General features: G+C 69.0%; 18 protein-coding genes. 8 read left to right on the forward strand and 10 right to left on the reverse strand.

What is annotated here, in order from left to right; genetic code table 11:
* Window positions 1-313 precede the first annotated feature (313 nt).
* Both ABVN73_RS07395 and pdeM read left to right on the forward strand, forming a co-directional pair.
* Window positions 314-2,794, forward strand: a complete 2,481-nt coding sequence (locus ABVN73_RS07395; RefSeq protein WP_353857449.1) for a ligase-associated DNA damage response DEXH box helicase — start codon at window positions 314-316, stop codon at window positions 2,792-2,794.
* Window positions 2,794-3,483: a ligase-associated DNA damage response endonuclease PdeM gene (gene pdeM, locus ABVN73_RS07400; RefSeq protein WP_353857450.1), complete on the forward strand. Its 690-nt coding sequence runs from the start codon at window positions 2,794-2,796 to the stop codon at window positions 3,481-3,483. Before ABVN73_RS07395 ends, pdeM begins: the two co-directional genes overlap by 1 nt.
* Window positions 3,484-3,586: 103 nt before the next feature.
* On the opposite strand, the gene ABVN73_RS07405 is transcribed toward pdeM, so the two are convergent.
* The gene (locus ABVN73_RS07405; protein ID WP_353857451.1) at window positions 3,587-4,075 is read right to left on the reverse strand and encodes a fasciclin domain-containing protein; all 489 of its coding nucleotides are present in this window, start codon (window positions 4,073-4,075) and stop codon (window positions 3,587-3,589) included.
* A gap of 267 nt (window positions 4,076-4,342) precedes the next feature.
* Between ABVN73_RS07405 and ABVN73_RS07410 the strand changes: the two genes are divergently transcribed.
* From ABVN73_RS07410 to ABVN73_RS07425, 4 genes are all read left to right on the forward strand, one after another.
* Window positions 4,343-5,800: a deoxyribodipyrimidine photo-lyase gene (locus tag ABVN73_RS07410; protein ID WP_353857452.1), complete on the forward strand. Its 1,458-nt coding sequence runs from the start codon at window positions 4,343-4,345 to the stop codon at window positions 5,798-5,800.
* Between the two features lie 137 nt (window positions 5,801-5,937).
* On the forward strand, window positions 5,938-7,971 hold the full coding sequence (locus ABVN73_RS07415) for a PhoX family phosphatase (RefSeq protein WP_353857453.1): 2,034 nt from the start codon (window positions 5,938-5,940) through the stop codon (window positions 7,969-7,971).
* A 117-nt stretch (window positions 7,972-8,088) separates the two neighbouring features.
* Window positions 8,089-8,595 (forward strand): Fur family transcriptional regulator, encoded by a 507-nt coding sequence (locus tag ABVN73_RS07420; RefSeq protein ID WP_353857454.1) that lies wholly within the window; start codon window positions 8,089-8,091, stop codon window positions 8,593-8,595.
* Window positions 8,565-9,740: a GTP-binding protein gene (locus tag ABVN73_RS07425; protein ID WP_353857455.1), complete on the forward strand. Its 1,176-nt coding sequence runs from the start codon at window positions 8,565-8,567 to the stop codon at window positions 9,738-9,740. Before ABVN73_RS07420 ends, ABVN73_RS07425 begins: the two co-directional genes overlap by 31 nt.
* 124 nt (window positions 9,741-9,864) lie before the next feature.
* On the opposite strand, the gene ABVN73_RS07430 is transcribed toward ABVN73_RS07425, so the two are convergent.
* The 9 genes from ABVN73_RS07430 to pdxH all read right to left on the reverse strand — a co-directional run bounded on the left by ABVN73_RS07430 (window position 9,865) and on the right by pdxH (window position 19,736).
* The gene (locus tag ABVN73_RS07430) at window positions 9,865-11,448 is read right to left on the reverse strand and encodes a hypothetical protein (RefSeq protein ID WP_353857456.1); all 1,584 of its coding nucleotides are present in this window, start codon (window positions 11,446-11,448) and stop codon (window positions 9,865-9,867) included.
* A gap of 10 nt (window positions 11,449-11,458) precedes the next feature.
* Window positions 11,459-12,475: a glycosyltransferase gene (locus ABVN73_RS07435; protein WP_353857457.1), complete on the reverse strand. Its 1,017-nt coding sequence runs from the start codon at window positions 12,473-12,475 to the stop codon at window positions 11,459-11,461.
* Between the two features lie 146 nt (window positions 12,476-12,621).
* Window positions 12,622-13,893, reverse strand: coding sequence for an SLC13 family permease (locus tag ABVN73_RS07440; protein ID WP_353857458.1), 1,272 nt, complete (start codon window positions 13,891-13,893; stop codon window positions 12,622-12,624).
* Window positions 13,894-13,975: 82 nt separating this feature from the next.
* Window positions 13,976-14,800 carry an MBL fold metallo-hydrolase gene (locus tag ABVN73_RS07445; protein WP_353857459.1) on the reverse strand — a complete coding sequence of 275 codons (825 nt, stop codon included), beginning with the start codon at window positions 14,798-14,800 and terminating at the stop codon, window positions 13,976-13,978.
* A 161-nt stretch (window positions 14,801-14,961) separates the two neighbouring features.
* Window positions 14,962-15,195, reverse strand: a complete 234-nt coding sequence (locus ABVN73_RS07450) for a hypothetical protein (RefSeq protein WP_353857460.1) — start codon at window positions 15,193-15,195, stop codon at window positions 14,962-14,964.
* Between the two features lie 99 nt (window positions 15,196-15,294).
* On the reverse strand, window positions 15,295-16,329 hold the full coding sequence (locus ABVN73_RS07455; protein ID WP_353857461.1) for a methyl-accepting chemotaxis protein: 1,035 nt from the start codon (window positions 16,327-16,329) through the stop codon (window positions 15,295-15,297).
* Between the two features lie 200 nt (window positions 16,330-16,529).
* Window positions 16,530-17,921: a methyl-accepting chemotaxis protein gene (locus tag ABVN73_RS07460; protein WP_353857462.1), complete on the reverse strand. Its 1,392-nt coding sequence runs from the start codon at window positions 17,919-17,921 to the stop codon at window positions 16,530-16,532.
* Window positions 17,922-18,121: 200 nt separating this feature from the next.
* Window positions 18,122-19,090 (reverse strand): cation diffusion facilitator family transporter, encoded by a 969-nt coding sequence (locus ABVN73_RS07465; protein WP_353857463.1) that lies wholly within the window; start codon window positions 19,088-19,090, stop codon window positions 18,122-18,124.
* 34 nt (window positions 19,091-19,124) lie between these two features.
* Entirely contained in the window at window positions 19,125-19,736 is a 612-nt protein-coding gene (pdxH, locus tag ABVN73_RS07470) for a pyridoxamine 5'-phosphate oxidase (protein WP_353857464.1), read from the reverse strand.
* Between the two features lie 181 nt (window positions 19,737-19,917).
* On the opposite strand from pdxH, the gene ABVN73_RS07475 reads away from it, so the two are divergent.
* Together ABVN73_RS07475 and ABVN73_RS07480 are read left to right on the forward strand one after the other, a co-directional pair.
* Entirely contained in the window at window positions 19,918-20,373 is a 456-nt protein-coding gene (locus tag ABVN73_RS07475; protein WP_145676938.1) for an RT0821/Lpp0805 family surface protein, read from the forward strand.
* Between the two features lie 48 nt (window positions 20,374-20,421).
* Window positions 20,422-21,375 (forward strand): J domain-containing protein, encoded by a 954-nt coding sequence (locus tag ABVN73_RS07480; protein WP_353857465.1) that lies wholly within the window; start codon window positions 20,422-20,424, stop codon window positions 21,373-21,375.
* Window positions 21,376-21,383 lie beyond the last annotated feature (8 nt).

Here is a 21,383-nt window from a genome sequence, read left to right on the forward strand (position 1 = left end):
GGGCCCTACCCGTCCGGCATCCGAGAGGAGGTGATGCGCTTGAAAAGGTACCTGAAGTGGCTCCGACGCTTCTGGTTCCGGATGAAGTTCGAGTTCGAAGCCGGCTTCAACCAGGACCACGATCGCTAAGGAACCAATGGGCGGGGTCGGGAAACCGGCTCCGCCTCCAGGAGACCGAAGGCGCATCACCTCCTTGCCTCCCAAAATATCACAGCCTCGAAAGCCGTCAACGGGACGCAAAAGCGCTGCCGTTCTTGCTCCGTTCGATTCGCGACACTATTCTTTCCGGTCCCAGCGAATCACCCGGTCCTTCATGCCCGACCTTCCCTCCCCCCTCCTCCCCGCCAACGTCCAGGGCTGGTTCCGGTCGCGGGGCTGGGCGCCGCACCCGCACCAGCTTGCCATGGTCGAGGCGGCCGCCGCCGGGGACAGCGCCCTGCTGATCGCCCCGACCGGCGGCGGCAAGACGCTGGCCGGCTTCCTGCCCTCGCTGATCGATCTGGCGGAGCGCCCACGCGAGGGGCTGCACACGCTCTACATCTCGCCGCTGAAGGCGCTCGCGGTGGACATCCAGCGCAATCTGGACGAGCCCGTCGCCGAGATGCGGCTGCCCATCCGGACCGAGACGCGCACCGGCGACACGCCCGAATCCAAGCGGCGGCGGCAGCGGGCCAACCCGCCGCACATCCTGATGACCACGCCGGAAAGCCTGGCGCTGATGATCGCCTACGCCGACGCGGCGACGAGCTTCCGGCACCTGCGCTGCGTCATCGTGGATGAGTTGCACGCGCTCGCCGGGACCAAGCGCGGCGACCTGCTGGCCTTGGGGCTGGCGCGGCTCGCCCGGCTGGCGCCGCAGGCCCGGCGGGTCGGGCTGTCGGCCACGGTGGCTGAGCCGGCGCAGCTGCTCGGCTGGCTGTCCAAGACCGGGCACGCGGATGGCGGCGACGTGCGGCTGGTCACCGGGCGGGCCGGCGCCTCCGCCGAGGTGGACATCCTGACGACGCGCGAGCGGCTGCCCTGGTCCGGCCGCATGGCCATGCACGCGCTGAAGGAGGTGTACCAGCGCATCCGCGCCCACCGCACCACGCTGGTCTTCGTCAACACCCGCGCCCAGGCGGAGCTGGTCTTCCAGGAACTCTGGCGCCTCAACGACGACACCCTGCCCATCGCGCTCCACCACGGCTCGCTGGCGGCGGAGCAGCGGCGCAAGGTCGAGGCCGCCATGGCGGCGGGCAAGCTGCGAGCGGTGGTGGCGACCTCCTCGCTCGACCTCGGCATCGACTGGGCGGCGGTCGATCTCGTGGTGCAGATCGGCGCGCCGAAGGGGGCGAGCCGGCTGGTTCAGCGCATCGGCCGCGCCAACCACCGGCTGGACGAACCGAGCCGCGCCCTGCTCGTCCCCGCCAACCGGTTCGAGGTGCTGGAATGCCGCGCCGCGCTCGACGCCGTGGCGGCCATGAGCCTGGACGGCGAGCGGCCCCGCCCCGGCGGCCTGGACGTGCTGGCCCAGCATATGCTCGGCATGGCCTGCGCGGAGCCGTTCCGGCCCGACGACCTGTACGACGAGGTGGTCCGCGCCGCCCCCTACGCCGGGCTGTCGCGGGACGAGTTCGACGACGTGCTGGACTTCGTGGCGACCGGTGGCTACGCGCTCGGCAATTACGAGCGCTTCCACCGGCTCAAGCTGCGCGAGGACGGGCGCATGGCGGTGGCCGGGCCGGCGGTGGCGCGGCAGTACCGCATGAACGTCGGGACCATCACGCAGGAGGCCATGCTGCGCGTGCGCCTGAGCCGCGGCCCGGTTCTGGGCGAGGTGGAGGAGCATTTCATCCAGGGCCTCACCCCCGGTGACACCTTCGTCTTCGCCGGCCAGTTGCTGAAGTTCCTCGGCATCCGCGAGATGGAGGCGCAGGTCGCCAAGGGCGGCACCGGGGAGCCGAAGGTCCCGGCCTACGCCGGCGGTCGGCTGCCGCTGACCACGGCGCTGGCCGACCGGGTGCGCGCCATGCTGGCCGACCCGGCGCAGTGGCCCGGCCTGCCGGAGGACGTGCAGGAATGGCTGCGGCTCCAGCGCTGGCGCTCCGTCCTGCCGGCGCGCGACGGGCTGCTGGTGGAGAGCTTCCCCAAGGCGGGCAAGCGCTTCCTCGTCGTCTACGCCTTCGAGGGGCGGAACGCGCACCAGACCCTGGGGATGCTGCTGACCCGCCGGATGGAGCGGATGGGCTGCGGCCCGCTCGGCTTCGTCGCCACCGACTATGTGCTGGCGGTGTGGTCGCTGCGCACACCGAAGGACATGGACGGGCTGTTCGACCAGGACATGCTGGGCGACGATCTGGAAGCCTGGATGGACGAGTCCTCGATGCTGCGGCGGACCTTCCGCAACGTGGCGCTGATCACCGGGGTCATCGATCGCCGCCATCCCGGACAGGAGAAGTCGGGGCGGCAGGTCACCTTCTCCTCCGACCTGATCTACGACGTGCTGCGCAAGCACGATCCCGGCCATGTCCTGCTGCGCGCCACCCGCGCCGACGCGGCGGGCGGGCTGACCGACGTGCGGCGCCTGTCGGATTTCCTGGTCCGGGTGAAGGGCCGCATCACCCACAAGGACCTCGACCGCATCTCACCCCTCGCCGTGCCGGTCATCCTGGAGATCGGGCGGGAACGGGTGGACGGCTCCGCCACCGACGAGCTTCTGGAGCAGGCCGCCGCCGATCTGGTGGCCGAGGCGATGCCGGAACTGGATTCGCCCCGTGACGCGTCCCATGATGCGCAGGGCCGGCTGACGTTGTGATGGACATGGACACGACGATGACCCTGCGGGGCGCCGCGCTGGCCCCCGACCCTTCCGGCGCTCTGGTCTGGCCGGCGGAGCGGACGCTGGTGGTCGCCGACCTGCATCTGGAGAAGGGGTCCGCCTTCGCGGCGCGCGGCCGGATGCTGCCGCCCTACGACACGCGGGCGACGCTCGACCGGCTGGCGGAACTGGTGGAGCGGCTGGCGCCGGAGCGGGTGATCTGCCTGGGCGACAGCTTCCACGACCGCCGGGCGGCGAGCCGCATGGAGACGGGGGACGTGGCGCGGCTGCGCGACCTGACCGGGCGGGTGGCGGACTGGCTGTGGGTCACCGGCAACCACGATCCGGAACCGCCGGAGGGGTTCGGCGGGCGCATTCTGGACGAGCTGGCGCTCGGCCCGCTGACCTTCCGGCACGAGGCGGTGCCCGGCGCCGTGGGCGAGCTGTCGGGGCATTTGCACCCGGTGGCCGCCGTCGTCGTGCCGGGCCGGCGGGTGCGGGAGCGCTGCTTCGCCTTCGACGGGGGAAAGCTGATCCTGCCGGCCTTCGGCGCCTTCGCGGGCGGGTTGAACGTGCTGGACCCGGCGGTGTCCGGCCTGCTGGCGGCGCGCTTCGAGGTGCATCTGCTGGCCCGCGGCAAGGTCCACCGCTTCCCGCGCAGCCGCCTGTCGCCGGACAAGGCGTGAAAAGAAAAAGCCCGGAGAGTCGGGGGAACTCTCCGGGCGAGTGGTCCTGCCGGAACCGGCGGTGAAACGTCCGGCAGGAGGGACCTCAAGAAAAAGCAGAACGTCAGTTCGGCATCATGACCGTGTCGATCACGTGGATGACGCCGTTGGACGCCATGATGTCGGGCTTCACGACCTTCGCGTTGTCCACCATCACGCCGCCCTTCGTCGCGTCGATGTCCACGGTGGTGCCCTGCACGGTCTTCGGCGATGCCGTCTTGCCGGCGATATCGGCCGAGGTCACCTTGCCCGACACCACATGATAGGTGAGTACGGAGCGGAGCTTCTCACGGTTCTCCGGCTTCAAAAGATTTTCGACGGTGCCGGCGGGCAGTTTGGCGAAAGCCTCGTCGGTCGGGGCGAAGACGGTGAAGGGACCGCTGCCCTTCAGCGTGTCCGCGAGCCCGGCGGCCTGGACGGCCTGGACCAGCGTCTTGAACTGGCCCGCCGCGACGGCGGTGTCCACGATGTCCGCCGCCTTCGCGGACATGGCGGCGAGGGACAGCGGCAGGGCGACGGTGGCGGCGGTCAGCAGACGTGACAGGCGGGACATGTGGTTTCCTCCATTGATGGCATCTCTTTCCTCCCCCGACCGTGGAACCGGCGCCGTCGGCCGCCGTGCCTCCGGCTCCACGTCGTGGCAGCGAAGGCGGAAATAGCGGCGCGAAAATTGCCGTCAATAGGACTTTCCCAGGAAAAATTTTTGCCGCCGTGGTGATCCGGAGCAATCGGCGCCGCGTAGCAAGAGCCATTGACCGCGGTCATTGACTGCGGCGTTTTGGCATGCCCGTTCTTCTGTCCATGTCCTTAAAGTTGGCCGATGAAGACCGATCAGTCCCCCATCCTCGTCTGGTTCCGCAACGATCTTCGCCTTGCCGACAACCCGGCGCTCAGCGCCGCGGCGGAGGATGGGGCGCCGGTCATCCCGGTCTATATCCGGGAGAAGGACGCCCACGACCCCTGGCTTCCCGGCGCCGCCTCCCGCTGGTGGCTCCACGGCAGCCTGGAGCGGCTGGGCAAGGCGCTGGCCAAGCTCGGCTCGCCCCTGGTGCTGCGCAGCGGCGACCCCGCCGCGGTGCTGGCGGCGCTGGCCGAGGAGACCGGCGCCGACACGGTTCTGTGCAACCGCCGCGCCGGCCCGACCGCCATCGCCCGCGACCGGAGGGTGGGCGACCGGCTGACCGCGCGCGGCGTGACGGTCCACCCCCACAACGCCGCCCTGCTCTACGAGCCGGGGACCATCCGCACCAAGTCGGACACGCCCTTCCGGGTGTTCACCCCCTTCTGGAAGGCGCTGCTGTCCATGCCGGAACCGCCGCGCCCCACCCGCGCGCCGACGAGGCTGACGCCGCCGGCCAAGCCGGTGTCCAGCGAGTCGCTGGAGGATTGGGCCCTGCTGCCCAGCGCGCCCGACTGGGCCGGCGGGCTGCGCGAGCGCTGGACGCCCGGCGAAGAGGCGGCGCGGGAGCGGCTGGCCGACTTCCTGGACGGGCCGGTCGCCGCCTATCCGGCGGAGCGCGACCGCCCGGACCATGACGGGACCTCCGCGATGTCCCCGCACCTCGCCTTCGGGGAGATCGGGCCGCGGCAGATCTGGCACGCCGCCCGCCACGCCGCCGACCAGCGGCACGAGTTGGCCGCCGGCGCCGAGGCCTTCCTGCGCGAACTCGGCTGGCGGGAGTTCAACCACCATCTGCTGCGCGAGGAGCCGGGCATTCCGGACACCCCGCTGGATGCGCGCTTCGCCCGCTTCCCCTGGCGGACGGACAAGGCGGGCCTGCGCGCGTGGCAGCGCGGGCGCACCGGCTATCCCATCGTGGACGCGGGGATGCGGCAGCTCTGGCAGACCGGCTGGATGCACAACCGCGTGCGGATGATCGTCGGCTCCTTCCTCATCAAGGACCTGCTGATTCCCTGGCAGGAGGGCGAGGCGTGGTTCTGGGACACGCTGGTCGACGCCGACATCGCCAACAACGCCGGCAACTGGCAATGGGTGGCCGGCTGCGGCGCCGACGCCGCCCCCTTCTTCCGCGTCTTCAACCCGATCCTCCAGGGCGAGAAGTTCGATCCGGAGGGCGCCTATGTCCGGCGCTACGTGCCGGAACTGGGGAAGCTGCCCAACCGCTGGATTCACAAGCCCTGGGAGGCCCCGGACGAGGTGCTGCGGCAGGCGAATGTGAAGATCGGCAAGGACTATCCGCGGCCAATCGTCGACCACGGCACCGCCCGCGACCGCGCGCTGGCCGCCTTCAACGAGATCAAGAAAGCCGGCGACTGATCGTTGCGGGATCGTGAAATCCGACCGTGCGTTTTCATTCCGCCTTCATGGGAGTGCAAAGAAACCGTCACAGCCCGCCGGTAAGGTGCGCCCGCCCCTACCCAAAATAAATTTGCGGAAAGAGACGAGGCACACCGATGGACACCCATGACCTGCCCCAGAAGGGCACCAAGTATCTGACCTTCGAGGGCCGCGAGGACATCGGCTCCAACTCGTCCGAAAACCCGACCATGGGCGACGTCATCAACGCCCGCCTCGGCCGCCGCGACATGATGCGCGGCATGCTGAGCGGGGCCGCGGTCAGCGCCCTGATCGGCCCGGCCGCCCTGCTCTCCTCCCCGCGCGGGGCCGAGGCCGCCGTGACCGGCGCCCCGCGCCCGGCCAAGGCCAGCTTCTCCTTCCAGGAGGTGGCGCACGGCGTGGACGCCGACCATCATGTGGCCGCCGGCTACAACGCCGATATCCTGATCCGCTGGGGTGACCCGGTGGTCCCCGGCGCGCCGGCCTTCGACCCGATGAACCAGACCGCCGAGGCCCAGTCGAAGCAGTTCGGCTACAACAACGACTTCGTCGGCTACGCCCCGCTGCCGCTCGGCTCCCAGTCGCCGGACCGCGCCCTGCTCTGCGTGAACCACGAGTACACCGACGAGGAGGTCATGTTCCCCGGCGTCGGCGTGGAGCAGCAGAAGGACAAGTTCACCCGCATGACCAAGGCGCTGGTGGACATCGAGATGGCCGCCCACGGCGGCACCGTCGTCGAGATCCGCAAGGTCAAGGGCAAGTGGGTGACGGTGGCGGATTCCCGCTACAACCGCCGCATCACCGGCGAGACGCCCTGCGCCATCACCGGCCCGGCCGCCGGCCACGCCCTGATGAAGACCAGCTACGACCCGACCGGCACCATGGTCCGCGGCATGCTGAACAACTGTTCCGGCGGCATGACGCCCTGGGGCACCTGGCTGTCGGCCGAAGAGAACTTCAACGGCTACTTCTGGGGCAAGGTCGAGGACGGCAACCCGAACGCCAAGGCGCTAAAGCGCTACGGCTTCCCCGGCGAATGGTACAACTGGGGCGTCCATCACGACCGCTTCGACATCGCCAAGGAGCCGAACGAGTCCAACCGCTTCGGCTGGATCGTCGAGATCGACCCCTACGACCCGACCTCGACCCCGAAGAAGCGCACGGCGCTCGGCCGCTTCAAGCATGAGGCCTGCCAGATCGCGCTCGGCAAGGACGGCACCGTGGTCGCCTACACCGGCGACGACGAGCGCTTCGACTATGTCTACAAGTTCGTCGCGGCCAAGAAGTTCGACCCGAGGAACCGCGCCGCCAACATGGACATCCTGGAGACCGGGACGCTCTACGTGGCGAAGTTCAAGGCCGACGCCTCGGTCGAATGGCTGCCGCTGGTCCATGGCCAGGGCCCGCTGACCGCCGAGAAGGGCTTCCCCGACCAGGCCACCGTCCTGATCAACGCCCGCCTCGCCGCCGACGCGCTGGGCGCCACCAAGATGGACCGCCCGGAGGACATCGAGGTGAACCCGGTAACCGGCAAGGTCTACGTCATCCTGACCAACAACTCCCGCCGCAAGCCGGAGCAGGTGGACGCGACCAACCCGCGCGCCGAGAACAACTGGGGCCACATCGTCGAGATCCTGCCGGAGAACGGCAACCACGCCTCGACCAAGGCCGAATGGACCATCCTGGTCCGCGGCGGCAACCCGGCGGACGAGAAGGTCGGCGCGCAGTTCCACGCCGACACCTCGGCCAACGGCTGGTTCTCCTGCCCCGACAACGCGGCGGTGGACCATCGCGGCCGGCTGTGGATCACCACCGACCAGGGCGAGAACTGGAAGAAGGCGTCCGGCACCGCCGACGGCGTCTGGGCCGTGGAGACCGAGGGCGACCTGCGCGGCCTGTCCAAGATGTTCTACCGCGTGCCGGTGGGCGCCGAGATGTGCGGCCCCTGCTTCACCACCGACGACAAGACCCTGTTCGTCGCCGTGCAGCACCCGGCCACCGACGGCGTGGACCAGTGGGAAGGCTTCAAGGGCAAGCTTTCCTCCTTCGAGGACCCGGCGACCCGCTGGCCCGACTTCAAGCCCAACATGCCGCCGCGTCCGTCGGTGGTCGCCATCACCAAGAAGGACGGCGGCGTGATCGGTCTCTGACCGGTCGGGGAACCGCCCCCAATCGAGCGACACGCCTTGAAAGGGCGGTCCCCGCGTCCGGGGCCGCCCTTCTTCTTTGTCTGGTGTCGGCGTCCGGCGATGTAATAAGATAACGCCATGACCGTCGATCCCCACCCCACCGCCGGCCCGGCCTCCGGCCACGGGCACGACCACGCGCATTGCATCGCCGACGCGCTGACGCGCGCCGACGCCCTGTGCGCGGAGCGCGGCGCCCGGCTGACGGCGCTCCGCCGGCAGGTCCTCGAACTGGTCTGGAACAGCCACAAGCCGCGCGGCGCCTACGCCATCCTGGAGGACCTCAGCCAGCGCGAGGGCAAGGCCACCGCCCCGCTGACCGTCTACCGGGCGCTGGAGTTCCTGGTGGAGAACGGGCTGGTCCACCGCATCGAATCGCTGAACGCCTACATCGGCTGCGCGGCGCCGGGGGCCGTCCATTCCGGGCAGTTCCTGGTGTGCGAGACCTGCGGCAACGCCGTGGAAATCGACGACCCGCGCATCCGCGCCGCCATCGGCACCATCGCCGCCGAGCATGGTTTCCAGGTCAGCCGCCCCACCGTGGAGGTGCGCGGCACATGCACCGACTGCCAGGAGAACACCCCGTGACCGCCGCACCCACCCCCGCCGCCCCGTCGGCGCCCCGCCTGCCCGTCTCGGTGCTGACCGGCTTCCTCGGCAGCGGCAAGACCACGCTGCTGCAACGGCTCCTGCACCATCCCGGCATGGCCCGCACCGCCGTGGTCATCAACGAGTTCGGGGAGGTCGGCCTCGACCACCTGCTGGTCGCCAAGGCGTCGGAGAACATGGTGCTGATGGACAGCGGCTGCCTGTGCTGCACCATCCGCGGCGACCTCGTCGACACGCTGCGCGACCTGTTCCTGAAACGCGTGCGCGGCGACATCCCGGAATTCGACCGGGTGGTGGTGGAGACCACCGGCCTCGCCGACCCGGCCCCGATCATCCACACGCTGATGAGCGACCCGCTGCTGGCCGCCCGCTTCCGCCTGGACGGGGTCATCAGCACGGTGGACGCGGTGCACGGCGCCAGCCAGCTCGACCGCCAGCCGGAAAGCGTGAAGCAGGCCGCCGTCGCCGACCGCATCGTGCTGACCAAGACCGACCTCGCCACGCCCCAGACGACGCTCGCCCTGTGCCAGCGCCTGTCGGCGATCAACCCGGCGGCCCCGCAGATCCCCGCCGCCTTCGGCGAGGTGGACCCGAAGCAGCTGTTCGACGCCGGCCTCTACAACCCCGACACCAAGAGCCCCGACGTGGCGCGCTGGCTCCGCGAGGAGGCGTACCGGGACGAGCAGGCCCATCATCATGATCACGGGCATGATCATGACCACGATCATCACCACGACCACGGGCATGGCGACGCCTGCGGTCCCGACTGCGGGCACGATCACCATCACCACGACACCAACCGGCACGACGACCACATCCGCGCCTTCTGCATGGTGGTGGACGAGCCGATCCCGTGGAACAACTTCGTCGACTTCATGGAGGCCCTGATCGCCACCGGCGGGGAGAACCTGCTGCGCATCAAGGGGCTGCTGAATGTCAAGGAAAGCCCGCTGCCGGTCGTCGTCCACGGCGTGCAGCACATGTTCCACCCGCCGGTCCAGCTTCAGGAATGGCCCGGCGAGGACCACCGCTCCAAGATCGTCTTCATCACCCGCGACATCGGCGAGACGGTGATCCAGCCGATGTTCGACCAGTTCGTCCGGGGGGCGGAAGGGGCGGCCTGAGGGACGTCATTGCCCCCACCCCGGCCCTCCCCCGCTTGCGCAGGGGAGGGTGCCTTCTGCGAAGCGGCAGCAGTTCCCTCCCCTGCGTAGCGGGGGAGGGTTAGGGAGGGGGCGACCGCCCCCCTCACTTCACCTTGTAAAGCTGGAAGTACCGCCCTTCCTGCACCAGCGTCAGATGCTCCGGCACCGGGTTTGCGCGGCCCGGCTCGCTGAACAGCACATAGACGTAGCCGAAGCGCCGGGGCCAGTCGGCCCAGTAATGGTTGTCGCGCAGCCCCGGCTGGCGCACCGCGTCGGCGACGTAGCCGATGCGCGGCATGTAAGTGAAATCACCGTCCAGGTCCGCATAATCCGGCTTCAGCAGCAGCACCTGCTTGCCCGGATGGGTGAAGGCGATCGGCACGAGGCTGGAGCGCTCCATCAGCGCCAGCACCGGCGCGTGGTGCAGGCCGAAGGACAAGGCGCGGTCGTCGGTGAACTGGGTGGCGCGGAAGATCGACTTGTGCAGCGTCTCGTCGGCGTAGGTGGCGAGCACGGTGCTGCCCGGCTCGATCCGCTGCAGGGATTGGCGCACCTCCTCCAGCAGAGGGTCCACCTTGGCCAGCCCCACCCCGGCGTCGGCGCTGCGCAGCAGCGACAGGCCGACCACCACCGAGAGGAAGGCCACGCGCATGGTCGAGGTCGCCAGGTCCCAGCGGACGAAACCCAGCGCGACGAAGGCGATGCCGATGGGCAGGCGGCTGTCGGCGAACCAGGAACCGAAGAGGACCAGCGGCATCGCCGCATAGACGAGCAGCCCGAGCGCGATGGTGATGGCGCCGACGGGATGGACGCGCAGCGCCCCGCTCCACAGGCCCCAGGCGATGCCCAGCCCGACCGCGATCCCCGTCACATAGCCGACCGTGTCGGCGTAGCCGCCGAACAGGAAGTCGAAGCCCATCAGCTTCGCCGTGCCGACCCACAGCACCGCGTCGGCGAAGCCCGACGACGGGCTCATCAACAGAAGTGGCGGCACGATCAGGAAGGGCAGACCGAAGGCCAGCGCGTCCGGCAGCACCCGCCGCGGGTCGCGCCAGCCGCCGCTCCGCCACAGCCGCCAGCTCTCGAAGGCCAGCAGCGTCAGGCCATAGAGCCCGAGCGCGAACAGATGCGAGATGAACAGCAGCAAAACGATGCCGAGCGAGGCCAGCCCGCGCTGCCAGGGCGCGCGCTCTCGCATGACGATCCAGCCGGCGATTCCCCACAGCGCCAGACCCAGCCCGAACAGGTAGTTGAACAGGCCCATGTAGGTGGACAGGGTGTAGAGGAACAGCCCGGCGGCCAGCGGCCCCAGCTCCACCCGGCCCCAGACCGCGCGGTAGAGCGCGATGGAGCCGGTGACCAGCACCAGATAGCTGGCGGTGACGAACAGCCGGCTCGCCGTGTGCACGCCGATCAGCTTGGCCAGCGGCGGCACGACGATGTCCATCACCAGATTGGGGATGATCGCCCAGCGCACCATGTAGAACTGCGCCAGCGCCGGGTCCTGGTCGAGATGGGCCAGGGCGTACATGCGGGTGACGTGATTGACGTAGTCGCCCAGCGCCGGAATCTCGAACATCCAGACGGGAACCGAGGCCGCCACCAGGATCAGCAGGGCGGCGGGCCAGACATAGACGGACTCGGCGCGCGACGCCGCCCGCCGGTCGACGGTGAAATCCCTGAACATGCGGCCCCCCTCAGACGCTTTTCGGGAAGGACTGGGGCGGAGCGGCGGGCGCCGCGGCCGTGGGGGACGCCTGCAGGTCCTGCGGATAGCGGTTCTGCAGGCCGGCCCGGTAATGGGTCCAGAAGCCGCGCAGCCCCTTCACGTCGGCGCGCCGGTGCAGCAGGTAGTAGAGCGTGTACTTGACCATCATGCGGGCGATGGATTTGCGCTCGTAGGTGGCGTGGATGTAGCCCATGTTGCGGAAGAAATAGGGGGCGCGGTTCTCCGGCATCTCCTCGACGGTGCCGAGAAAGCCGCCGGCCAGCGGGCGTTGGGTGCGGCGGTTGCGCGGGTGGACGTGGAGGGCGTGCACCGCCGTCCCGTCGCGCAGCCCGGCCCGGCGGGCGCGCAGCGTGAACTCCCACTCGTCGCCCCAGATGAACATCTCGCGCTTGATGTTGCCGATCCGCTCGAACACGCGGCGGCGCAGCAGGGTCCCGTTGAACAGCGCGATGGCGCCCGGCACGATGCCGTCCTGCGCCGCCGCGGCGAAGGCGTCGGCCTTGGTGAAGCCCTGCATGGTGAAGGCGAGGTCGCCGCGGTCCTCCGCCGCGACCACGGTCGGCCCGACGAGGTCGAGGTCGTGCCGCTCGCCCTGGCGCAGCAGCTCGGCGAGCGCGCCGGGTGCCGGGATGCCGTCGTCGTCGGTGCTCCAGATCCAGCGGGCGCCCAGCTCCAGCGCCGTCGCGAAGGCGGTGTGATAGGCGCCGGCGGAGCCGATGTTGGCCTGCCGCACGACCAGAAGCTCCGGCATCACCGCCCGCTGCCCGGCCAGCCATTCGGCTGTGCCGTCGCTGGAGCCGTTGTCGACCACGACGATGCGGTCGGGCCGCGGCTCCTGCGCGTGGATGGCCGCCAGACAGGTCTTCAGCAGGGCCAGACGGTTGTGGGTGACCACGACCGCGACGACCGGAGTCTCCCAGGGCGTTTCCCGAGGCCGCTCCTGGGCTCCGGTGTCCAGCGTCCGGGGCGTCTGGGCTTCTGACATGCGGTTTCCGTCCTTCGTCTTTTGGGCGTCTGTGCCTTGGGGCTGCCCCTCGAAGAGGCCACCCCAAGTTTTTTGCTTTGCGAAGAGAGGGCAATGCCCCGGACGGAGAGGGGCGGCACCATTCGCATAGCCCATAAGGAGAAAAGTCAGCTCAGACGCATCCAGCCGGTGCCCCACAACCACAAAACGGCGAATCCCATCGACAAAAGAGTCATCGGGATGCCGCATCGGGCGTGCTCCACAAAGCCGAGCCGGACGCCGGAGGCCGCCGCGCGCTCCACCACGATGATGTTGGCGAGGCTGCCGGGGATCAGCAGATTGCCGGCCAGGGTGGACAGGATCGCCAGACCGTAGAGCGCCCCCTCCGGCGGCGACGGCCAGGCGGCGAGCAGCAGGATCACCGCCGGCACGTTGCCGATGCTGTTGCTGGCGGCCAGGGCGAGCGGGGTCATCACCGCCAGCCGGTCGGGCAGCCAGCCGGCGGCCTCTAGCCCCGACACGAACTCGGCGGGCAGGCCGGTCAGCTTCAGCGCGTGGTTGATGGCGAACAGCGCGGCGAACAGCACCAGCAGGTGCCAGTCCACCATGCCCAGCATGCCGCGCGAGGCCAGCCGTCGGCTGATCAGCATCGCCCCGGCGACCAGCAGCACGCCGATCTCGTGCGGCAGGTCGGTGGTGAACAGACCGAGCAGCACCAGGGTGGCCACCACCGCCTTGCCGAGCTGCGCCCGGTCGAGAGTCACCGGCTCCGCCCCGTCCGTCCCCGTCGCGGCGTCGTCCGGCTCGCCGAAGCGGCCCCGCCAGGCGAACCACACCACGGCATACACCACCAGGAGGCCGACCAGAGCCGGCACCCCGCAGACCGCCAGGAAGCGCCAGAAATCCAGGTGGCCCATCTGGCCGATCAGGATGTTCTGCGGGTTGCCGATCACCGTCGCCGCCGAGCCCGCGTTCGCCGCTCCGGCCAGGCCGATCAGATAGGGCCGCGGGTCCAGCCGGCGGGCCAGCAGCCCGACGCAGAGCATCGGCGTCATGGCGAAGACCACCACGTCGTTGGCGAGGATCGCCGACAGGCCGCCGCCCACCGCCACCGTCACCGCCAGCAGCCGCGCCGGGGAGCGCGCCGCCTGCGCCACCCGCAGGGCGCACCAGTCGTAGAAGCCGCTGGCCGCGTATTGGGCGGACAGCACCATCAGACCGAACAGGATGAACAGGGTCGGGAAGTCGATGGCCTCCGTCACCTGCCCCGACTCCAACGCCCCGATGGCGAGCAGCAGGATCGCCGCGACCAGCGCGATGCCCGTGCGGTCGATGCGCAGACCGGGAAAGCGCCCCAGCGCCATGCCGGCATAGGTGACGACGAACAGCGCGACGACCGTCAGCGTCATGGGCGGGACGGCCAGGAAGGAAATGGGCATGGATAGGGGATCGCTGCGGGGTGGAGGAAAACCCCTCTATAACGGCCCGGTGCCCGGTTGGGCCATAGGTGCGAAGCCAGGGTCAGGCCAGCGTGACCGTCATTCCTTCCCGCGCGGCGAAGCAGTCCGGAAACACCGCCTGGGCCGCCGCCTCGATGGCGGTCATGGCGGCGTCGTCATGGTCGGGGTCGTGATGGAACAGCACCAGCCGCTTCACCCCGGCCGCCCGGGCCAGCCGGACGCCCTCGGTCCAGGTCGAGTGGCCCCAGCCGATGCGGTTCTGCCACTCCTCGTCCGTGTAGGTGCTGTCGTAGAGCACGAGGTCGGCGCCGTCGATCAGGTCCAGAATGTTGCGGTCGGGGTGCCCGGGCACATGCTCGGTGTCGGTCACATAGGCGAAGGCTTTTCCCATATGCTCGATGCGGTAGCCGGTGGCGCCGTCCGGATGGTTCAGCCGCGCCGTGCGGACCTGAACCCCCTCCCCCAAGGCGAACCGGTCGCCCGCCGTGATTTCGTCGAAGACGATGTTGCTTCCCATGGTGCGCATCGGCACCGGGAACAGGGGGCGCTCCATCTGCCGGGCCATGGCCGCCTCGATGCCGGGGGTGCCGTTCAGATGGCCGGAGACGATGCGCAGGTGGAAGCCCTTGCTGTAGGCCGGGGCGAAGAAGGGAAAGCCGCAGATGTGGTCCAGATGGGTGTGGCTCATCAGCAGGGTCGCCTCGGTGGCGCCCTCCTTCAGCAGGCGCTTTCCGAGCATGCGGATGCCGGTGCCGGCGTCGATGACGATGCGCTGGTCGCCCGCCTGGACCTCCACGCAACTCGTGTTGCCGCCGAAGCCCATATGGGACGGCAGGGGACAGGAAACCGTGCCCCGAACCCCCCAGAAGGTCACCGAAAAGCCCATACCGACCTCAAGACGCCAATCTCCGGGCCACCGCGCCGCCTGAAGCCGCCGGGGACCGTTAAAACGGCATTTTAGCATGGTTTTCGGTTTACGCGGTGACGACCGTCACAGCCCCGCCGGTTCCAAAGAGGGAGGCCGTCCCCTTCCGGATTGGCAAGGCCTCAACTGGTCCATAGGATGCTTTCGATGAAACGTTCGCAGGACCGGCGGTGGAGGCATCCGGTACAGCCGGCATCGGAACAGGGAAGCCCGGCCTTCAGAACGGTCAGCCCATCCACCAGCCGGTCCTTCGTGGCCTGATCGATGACGTCCGCCACACACACGTCGCGGATCGCCTCCGCCACGAGGTCGTCTTCCTGTTCCGGTACGATCACGATCTGCCTGAGAGCCTGCATGCGAAACACCTTTCCGTGGCTCAACTGCACCACGGCGGTGTTTCGCTAACATTTCAAGCGCGCCTCTCAAAAGATTCGAATTGCTGCAATCCGAAACGTCTACTCGCAATGACTGACGGAGTTCTGGACGATCACTCCGAACCAGCCGAGCCCCTTGTAGGTTTCATAGCCCGGCGTCACGGCGAAGCCGACCACGCGCCCCTGGTCGTCGGAATAGCTTCCCTGGCCGAGGCCGCCGGTGCGCAGGGGGAAGCTCTCCGTCAGGACGCCCCGGCGGTCGGAGGCGGCGATGACGCGGTGACGGCTGTCCACCAGAAGGCAGCGGGTCCGGGCGCGCTCCTCGTCGGTCAGGCGGACGGAGTCGACCACGCCCTGGGACTGGGGCTGCCAGTCGAAGAAGACCCCCAGCACGCCGATGACCGCGCCCGTCTCCTCCCCGCCGGCCCGGATGGCCGTGGCGTAGGTGGCCACGGTCGCGCGGTCCAGCAGGTCGTTCGTGCCGATGTCCGCCACCGCGAAATCGGTGCCGCTGCGGGTCGCCATGGCCTCGCGGAACCAGGGCTCGGACGCGACCGACGCGCCCACCGGCCGGCGATAGCGGTCGGGCCGCCCGTTCGCTAGAACCAAGCCCTTCGCATCGACAACCCAGAGATCGAGATAGACCGTGTAGGCGCCGAGGATCACGCCCAGCCGCTGCGAGGCGTCCCGGCGGTTGGACTCGGAGGGAGCGGCGGCGCAATCCACCACGGCGCGGTCGGTCGCCCACCAGCGCACATCACAGGACCGCTCGTACAAATTGCGGTCGATGATGTCGATCATGTTGAGCGCCAGATCGGCGAGCCGACCGCCCCGCAACTGCGAGACCAGACGGTTGCCCAGCGTGTTCAGCTCGTCCGTCTGCACGGCCATCTGGGCGCGCAACTCGTCGCCGATGCCGGTGATCCGCTCCGAAATGGCCTTCACCTCCTGGGCCACCACGGCGAAGCCCCGGCCGGCCTCCCCCGCGCGCATCGCCTCGATCAGGGCGTTGAGCGCCAGTATCTTGGTCGTGTTGGTAACGGCTTGGATTTCATCCATCTTGCGCGTGGCGAGATCGGACACGGCGCGCGACAAGGCCACGATTCGCTCGGGCATGAACATCACCTCCCAGGATCATCAGCGATGACGCCCGTGGATGACCGAACGACCATTTTTCCGGCTCAGCCGATCATCCGCAACCCACCCCGGCGGCATTCAATGGATGCAATCATGAAACTGCAACACTCAATGGTATCCATTCCCTGGGTGTCCGGACGGCGTCGCGGCCTGTCGCGGGACGGCGGGCCTGCCGCCGTTCAGACCTTGTAGGCCAGACGCAGCCCGCCCCAATGGCGCCCGCGCACGGTGATCGGAGCGGACACGTCCTTCATCAGGGCGTACTGCCCGCCGCCCATGTCGCGCCGGTAGGTCTGGAGCAGGAACGGCTTCGTGCTGCGCCCCGCGGCGAGGCCGACCCGGTCGTTGAAGATGCGCCGGTTGCGGCAATTGGCCGCGTTCCAGGTGGGATCGGTTCCCTGGGGCTGGCTGAACCTCCGGTTGTGGGTCGGCAGATAGCCGTTCGAATCGACGGCCACGCAGAAGACGATGCGCTCGTTCTGCCCCAGCAGCGAATCGAGGACCTTCGGCAGCATGCGGTCGCAGAACTCGGTGAAGCGCGTCATGTGCTGCTGCGGGTTCGAGCCGGGGATGGGCTGGTAGTTGCTGTCGAACAGATCGCCTTCGCGCACCTCGCCGCGCGACAGCGCGTCCTCGAAGTCAGCGGAGATGCGCGACGCGGCGTCGGTGACCATGCGGATGAAGGGGGTGTCCACCGTCTCCACGTCCAGCTCGGCGGTGATGCCGATCAGCCGCTCGCTCATGCCGACCAGCGTGTTCACGCGGTCGCGCGCCTGGGCCAGATTGTCGCTGGACAGCTGCACGCCGGCCGCGAGGTCGTCGATCTCGTGCTGAAGCTCCTCGCAGTTGGCGCCGATCTCCGAGGAGGCCGCGTCGATCTTGTCCGTCTCGCCGTTCAGCTCCGCCATGGCGCGGCCCACCGTTTCGATGACCGCGCCGATGGCGGTGGTGCCCTCGCTCACCGCGCGGGCCTTGCCGGCGCTGGACGCGCTTTCGGCCATCAGGCGCTGCGCCTGCTCGTTCAGGTACTTCAGCGTGGCGTCGATCTCCGTCGTCGCCTCGCTGGTCTTCTTCGACAGGGCCTTGACCTCGTTGGCCACCACGGCGAAGCCGCGCCCGGCCTCCCCGGCGCGGGCCGCCTCGATGGTCGCGTTGAGCGCCAGCAGGTTGGTCTGCTTGGCGATGACGAAGATTTCCTTGGCGACCCGGCCCACCCGGTCCAGCGCCTCCTGCAGGCCGGCGATCTGCCCCTCGATGCCGCCCACGGCGGCGACGAGGGCGTGGATGTCGTTCATCGACCGCTGCACCCGGTCGTGGGAGGATTCGACCTCCTGCCGGGCCTGCTCGGTCACGGAACGCGCCACGGTGGCGGCGGCGGAGATGCGCTGCGTGCTCTCCGACATCTTGTTCCCGGTGCCGCGCAACTGCGCGAAAACGTTGGCCTGATGGCCGAGGCGGCCGTTGACCTCCTCCACATGGCCCGCGATGTCCGCGATCTCGATGCCGAGATTGCCCGCTTCAGTGGCAATATCCGCGATCAAATGAGAGCGGCCGCCGAACGCACTGTCCATTTTTCCGCCATCCGTTTCACAAGAATGCGCAGAGCGCTAAAATCCAATGCAATTATTACCGAACCCTTACAATTGCGCAACGGAGGAAGGGTCATTCTAAAAGGCAATATGATCAATTATTGCGCGTTGGTAACCCGCTCGCAACCGAAGGAGGAAAAACCCCGGCCGGCACGGACGCCGGCGCCCTGACCGCGGGCGCCCTAACCGCGCCCCCCCTGTCCATCGGCGCCCCGCACGACGGCGGAGTCATCAACCCCCTGGCCGTCCGCTATGCGGTGGTCCAGGCGGTCGTCCTGAAGGCCGGCGGGCTCCTGGTGGATCATGACCTCGGCGCCCGGAAAGGCGTCTTTCAAACGGTCCTCCACCCGGTCGGTGATGTCGTGCGCCTTGGCGACCGACAGCGTGGGGTCGAGTTCCAGATGCAGCTCGATGAAGGCGCCGACGCCGGAGCTGCGGGTGCGCAGATCGTGCATCCCCGCGACGTCCGGCTGCTCCGTCACCAGCGCGGCGATGCGCTCCCGCTCCTCCGCCGGCAGTTCCCGGTCCATCAGGACGTTCAGCGCCTCCCGGGCGACCTTGCGGGCGCCGTAGAGCAGGAAGGCGGCGATGCCCAGGCCGAACAGCGGGTCGAAGGCGCTGATGCCGGTCCAGCCGGTCAGCAGGATCGCCAGGATGACCGCCGCGTTCATCAGCAGGTCGCCGGAATAATGCAGCCGGTCCGCTCCCACCGCGACCGAGCCGGTGGCCGTCACCACATGGCGCTGGAAGGTGATCAGGCCGGCGGTCAGCAGGATGGACAGCAGCATCACGGCGATGCCCACCGCCCCCTCGCCCACCGGCTGCGGGGTGATGAGGCGGCGCACCGCCTCGATGGTCAGGAAAAGGGCGGAGCCGCCGATGAAGGCGGCCTGGGCCAGGGCGGCCAGCGCCTCCGCCTTGCCGTGGCCGAAGCGGTGCGCCTCGTCCGGCGGGCGCAACGCCGTCCGCACACCGAGCAGCGTCACCACCGAGGCCATCATGTCCGTGCTGGAATCGATCAGCGACGACAGGATGCTGACCGAGTCGGTGGCCAGATAGGCCGCCAGCTTCGCCAGGATCAGCGTCAGGGACACCGACACGCTGGCGTAGGTGGCGTACCGGCGCAGCCGGTGCGAACGCGCTTCGCTCATGAGCGTCTTCTTATGCGGTGACGGTGCCGCTCCTTTACGGGAAAAGACGCTCCGTCGTCCAGCGCGCCGGCTCCTGCGCCGCCGGATCGCCCTCGCGCAGGTACACGAGCCGCTCGTGCAGGCGGAAGGGACGGTCCTGCCAGAACTCGATTCGCCGCGGCAGGATGCGGAAGCCGGTCCAGTGCGGCGGGCGGGGAACCGCGCCCAGGCCGAACTTGGCGGCGAACTGGGCGACCCGCTTTTCCAGCTCCCAGCGCCCCTCCAGCGGGCGCGACTGCTGCGACGCCCAGGCGCCGATGCGGCTTTCCCGCGGGCGGCTCTCGAAATAGGCGTCGGCCTCGGCATCGGACACCGGCTCCACCGCCCCCTCGACGCGGACCTGACGCTTCAGCGTCTTCCAATGGAAGCACAGGGCGGCGTTGGCGTTGGCCAGAAGCTGCTCCCCCTTGCGGCTTTCCGTGTTGGTGTAGAAGACGAATCCGCGCGGATCGATGCCCTTCAGGAGCACCATGCGGACCGACGGCGCCCCTTGCGCGTCGGCGGTGGCCAGCGCCATGGCGTTGGGATCGTTGATCTCGCTGCGGGTGGCCTCGTCCATCCAGTCCTGGAACAGGGCGTACGGGTCCCGGTCGTTGGATTCGCTCATTGTCCCCTCGTCGCGCGGCCGTAGGCCCAAAGTTTCAACGTCAGGTTTCGGCGCCGTTTTCGGCGTCTTGCCAGTTCACAAATATGCCCAATTCACAGATAGGATAGCCTCGCATATATGAGTGTCCACCGGTGCGCCAGAAGCAAGGCATGCCGGCTCCCAACCTTTCGAGGCAGCATCGATGTTCGTGAAGAAGCTCGTCCCGGCGGCGATGGCGATCGCCCTGCTTGCGGGTTGCGTCAGCACCTCCAAGGAAGCCACCAAGAACGCGGAGACCGTCGGCGGCCGGATCTCGTCGACCTACGGCAACGCGTCGGGCAAGGTCGCCTCCTCGGGCACCGGCCCGCTGCTGGGCGCCTTCATCGGCTCGGCCGCCATCGAGCCGTCGGACGCCGCCGCCGCCGAGACCGCGGCCAAGCGCGCCTACGCCGCCCCGGTCGGCGACAAGATCGGCTGGACCAACCCGGCGACGGGCCATTACGGCTCGCTGACCACGACGCGTGAGGGCTACAACAACGCCGGTCAGTATTGCCGGGAATTCCACCAAACGGTAACCACAAAGAGCCAGACCGAATTGGCCTACGGAACCGCTTGCAAACAGGCCGACGGTACGTGGAAGATCGTCGCCAATTCGTAACGCCTCATCCCCGGGCTTCGGGGTGGAATAACTCTGTCCGTGGACCGCATGCGTGACCCTTATCAAATCCTCGGCCTCACCCGCTCCGCGAGCGCCGACGACATCAAGAAGGCGTACCGCAAGCTCGCCAAGGAGTTCCATCCCGACCTGAAGCCCGGCAACGCCGCGAACGAGGAGCGCTTCAAGGAAATCTCGGCGGCGTACACGCTGCTGTCGGATTCCGACAAGCGCGCCCGTTTCGACCGCGGCGAGATTGACGCCTCCGGCCAGGAGCGGCATTACGGCTTCGGCGGCCGCTCCCGCGCCAACGCCGGTCGCAGCCGCGCCTACAGCGGGGCCGGCGGCGGCACCGGCGACGACTCCTTCTTCGGCGGCGAGGACTGGTTCTCCGACCTGTTCAGCGGCGGGCGCAAGCGCGGCGGCCCGGCCGGCGGCGGGGCGGGCGGCGGTGGCTCCCGGTCGCGCGGCAGCGACATCAACTACTCGGTCTCCGTGCCCTTCGTCGAGGCGGCGCAGGGCACCAAGCGGCGCATCAGCCTGTCCAACGGCAAGAGCATCGACGTGACCGTTCCGCCGGGGACGGAGGATCAGGCGAAGCTGCGCCTGAAAGGCCAGGGGCTTCCCGGCGCCGGCGGCTTCGGGGCCGGCGACGCCATCGTCGAGGTCCATGTCGAGGCGCATCCCTTCTTCACCCGCCAGGGCTCCGACATCCATGTCGAGGTGCCGATCACCCTGAACGAGGCGGTTCTCGGCGCCACCATCCGCGTGCCGACCATCAGCGGCCCGGTCGCGCTGAAGATCCCGCCGGGGGCCAACACCGGCTCCACCCTGCGGCTGCGCGGCAAGGGCGTGATGAACCAGGCGACCAAACAGGCCGGCGACCAGTATGTGAAGCTGAAGGTCGTCCTCCCCGACCCGCCCGACGCCGAGCTGGTCAAGTTCATGGAGGAATGGTCGCGGACGCGCAGCTACGACGTGCGCAAGAAGGCCGGGCTGGAGTGAATCCGGCC

The sequence above is a fragment of the Azospirillum formosense genome (genome assembly GCF_040500525.1).
Lineage (GTDB): Bacteria > Pseudomonadota > Alphaproteobacteria > Azospirillales > Azospirillaceae > Azospirillum > Azospirillum formosense_A.

What these genes read in the sequence shown, in the direction of transcription:
- ABVN73_RS07465 (WP_353857463.1), bottom strand. Translation starts at nt 19,090, where the DNA reads ATGAGCGAAGCGCGTTCGCACCGGCTGCGCCGGTACGCCACCTACGCC.
- ABVN73_RS07395 (WP_353857449.1), top strand. Translation starts at nt 314, where the DNA reads ATGCCCGACCTTCCCTCCCCCCTCCTCCCCGCCAACGTCCAGGGCTGG.
- ABVN73_RS07435 (WP_353857457.1), bottom strand. Translation starts at nt 12,475, where the DNA reads ATGTCAGAAGCCCAGACGCCCCGGACGCTGGACACCGGAGCCCAGGAG.
- ABVN73_RS07425 (WP_353857455.1), top strand. Translation starts at nt 8,565, where the DNA reads ATGCACCGACTGCCAGGAGAACACCCCGTGACCGCCGCACCCACCCCC.
- ABVN73_RS07460 (WP_353857462.1), bottom strand. Translation starts at nt 17,921, where the DNA reads ATGGACAGTGCGTTCGGCGGCCGCTCTCATTTGATCGCGGATATTGCC.
- ABVN73_RS07440 (WP_353857458.1), bottom strand. Translation starts at nt 13,893, where the DNA reads ATGCCCATTTCCTTCCTGGCCGTCCCGCCCATGACGCTGACGGTCGTC.
- ABVN73_RS07480 (WP_353857465.1), top strand. Translation starts at nt 20,422, where the DNA reads ATGCGTGACCCTTATCAAATCCTCGGCCTCACCCGCTCCGCGAGCGCC.
- ABVN73_RS07475 (WP_145676938.1), top strand. Translation starts at nt 19,918, where the DNA reads ATGTTCGTGAAGAAGCTCGTCCCGGCGGCGATGGCGATCGCCCTGCTT.
- ABVN73_RS07420 (WP_353857454.1), top strand. Translation starts at nt 8,089, where the DNA reads ATGACCGTCGATCCCCACCCCACCGCCGGCCCGGCCTCCGGCCACGGG.
- ABVN73_RS07410 (WP_353857452.1), top strand. Translation starts at nt 4,343, where the DNA reads ATGAAGACCGATCAGTCCCCCATCCTCGTCTGGTTCCGCAACGATCTT.
- ABVN73_RS07430 (WP_353857456.1), bottom strand. Translation starts at nt 11,448, where the DNA reads ATGTTCAGGGATTTCACCGTCGACCGGCGGGCGGCGTCGCGCGCCGAG.
- ABVN73_RS07415 (WP_353857453.1), top strand. Translation starts at nt 5,938, where the DNA reads ATGGACACCCATGACCTGCCCCAGAAGGGCACCAAGTATCTGACCTTC.
- ABVN73_RS07445 (WP_353857459.1), bottom strand. Translation starts at nt 14,800, where the DNA reads ATGGGCTTTTCGGTGACCTTCTGGGGGGTTCGGGGCACGGTTTCCTGT.
- pdeM (WP_353857450.1), top strand. Translation starts at nt 2,794, where the DNA reads ATGGACATGGACACGACGATGACCCTGCGGGGCGCCGCGCTGGCCCCC.
- ABVN73_RS07405 (WP_353857451.1), bottom strand. Translation starts at nt 4,075, where the DNA reads ATGTCCCGCCTGTCACGTCTGCTGACCGCCGCCACCGTCGCCCTGCCG.
- ABVN73_RS07450 (WP_353857460.1), bottom strand. Translation starts at nt 15,195, where the DNA reads ATGCAGGCTCTCAGGCAGATCGTGATCGTACCGGAACAGGAAGACGAC.
- ABVN73_RS07455 (WP_353857461.1), bottom strand. Translation starts at nt 16,329, where the DNA reads ATGCCCGAGCGAATCGTGGCCTTGTCGCGCGCCGTGTCCGATCTCGCC.
- pdxH (WP_353857464.1), bottom strand. Translation starts at nt 19,736, where the DNA reads ATGAGCGAATCCAACGACCGGGACCCGTACGCCCTGTTCCAGGACTGG.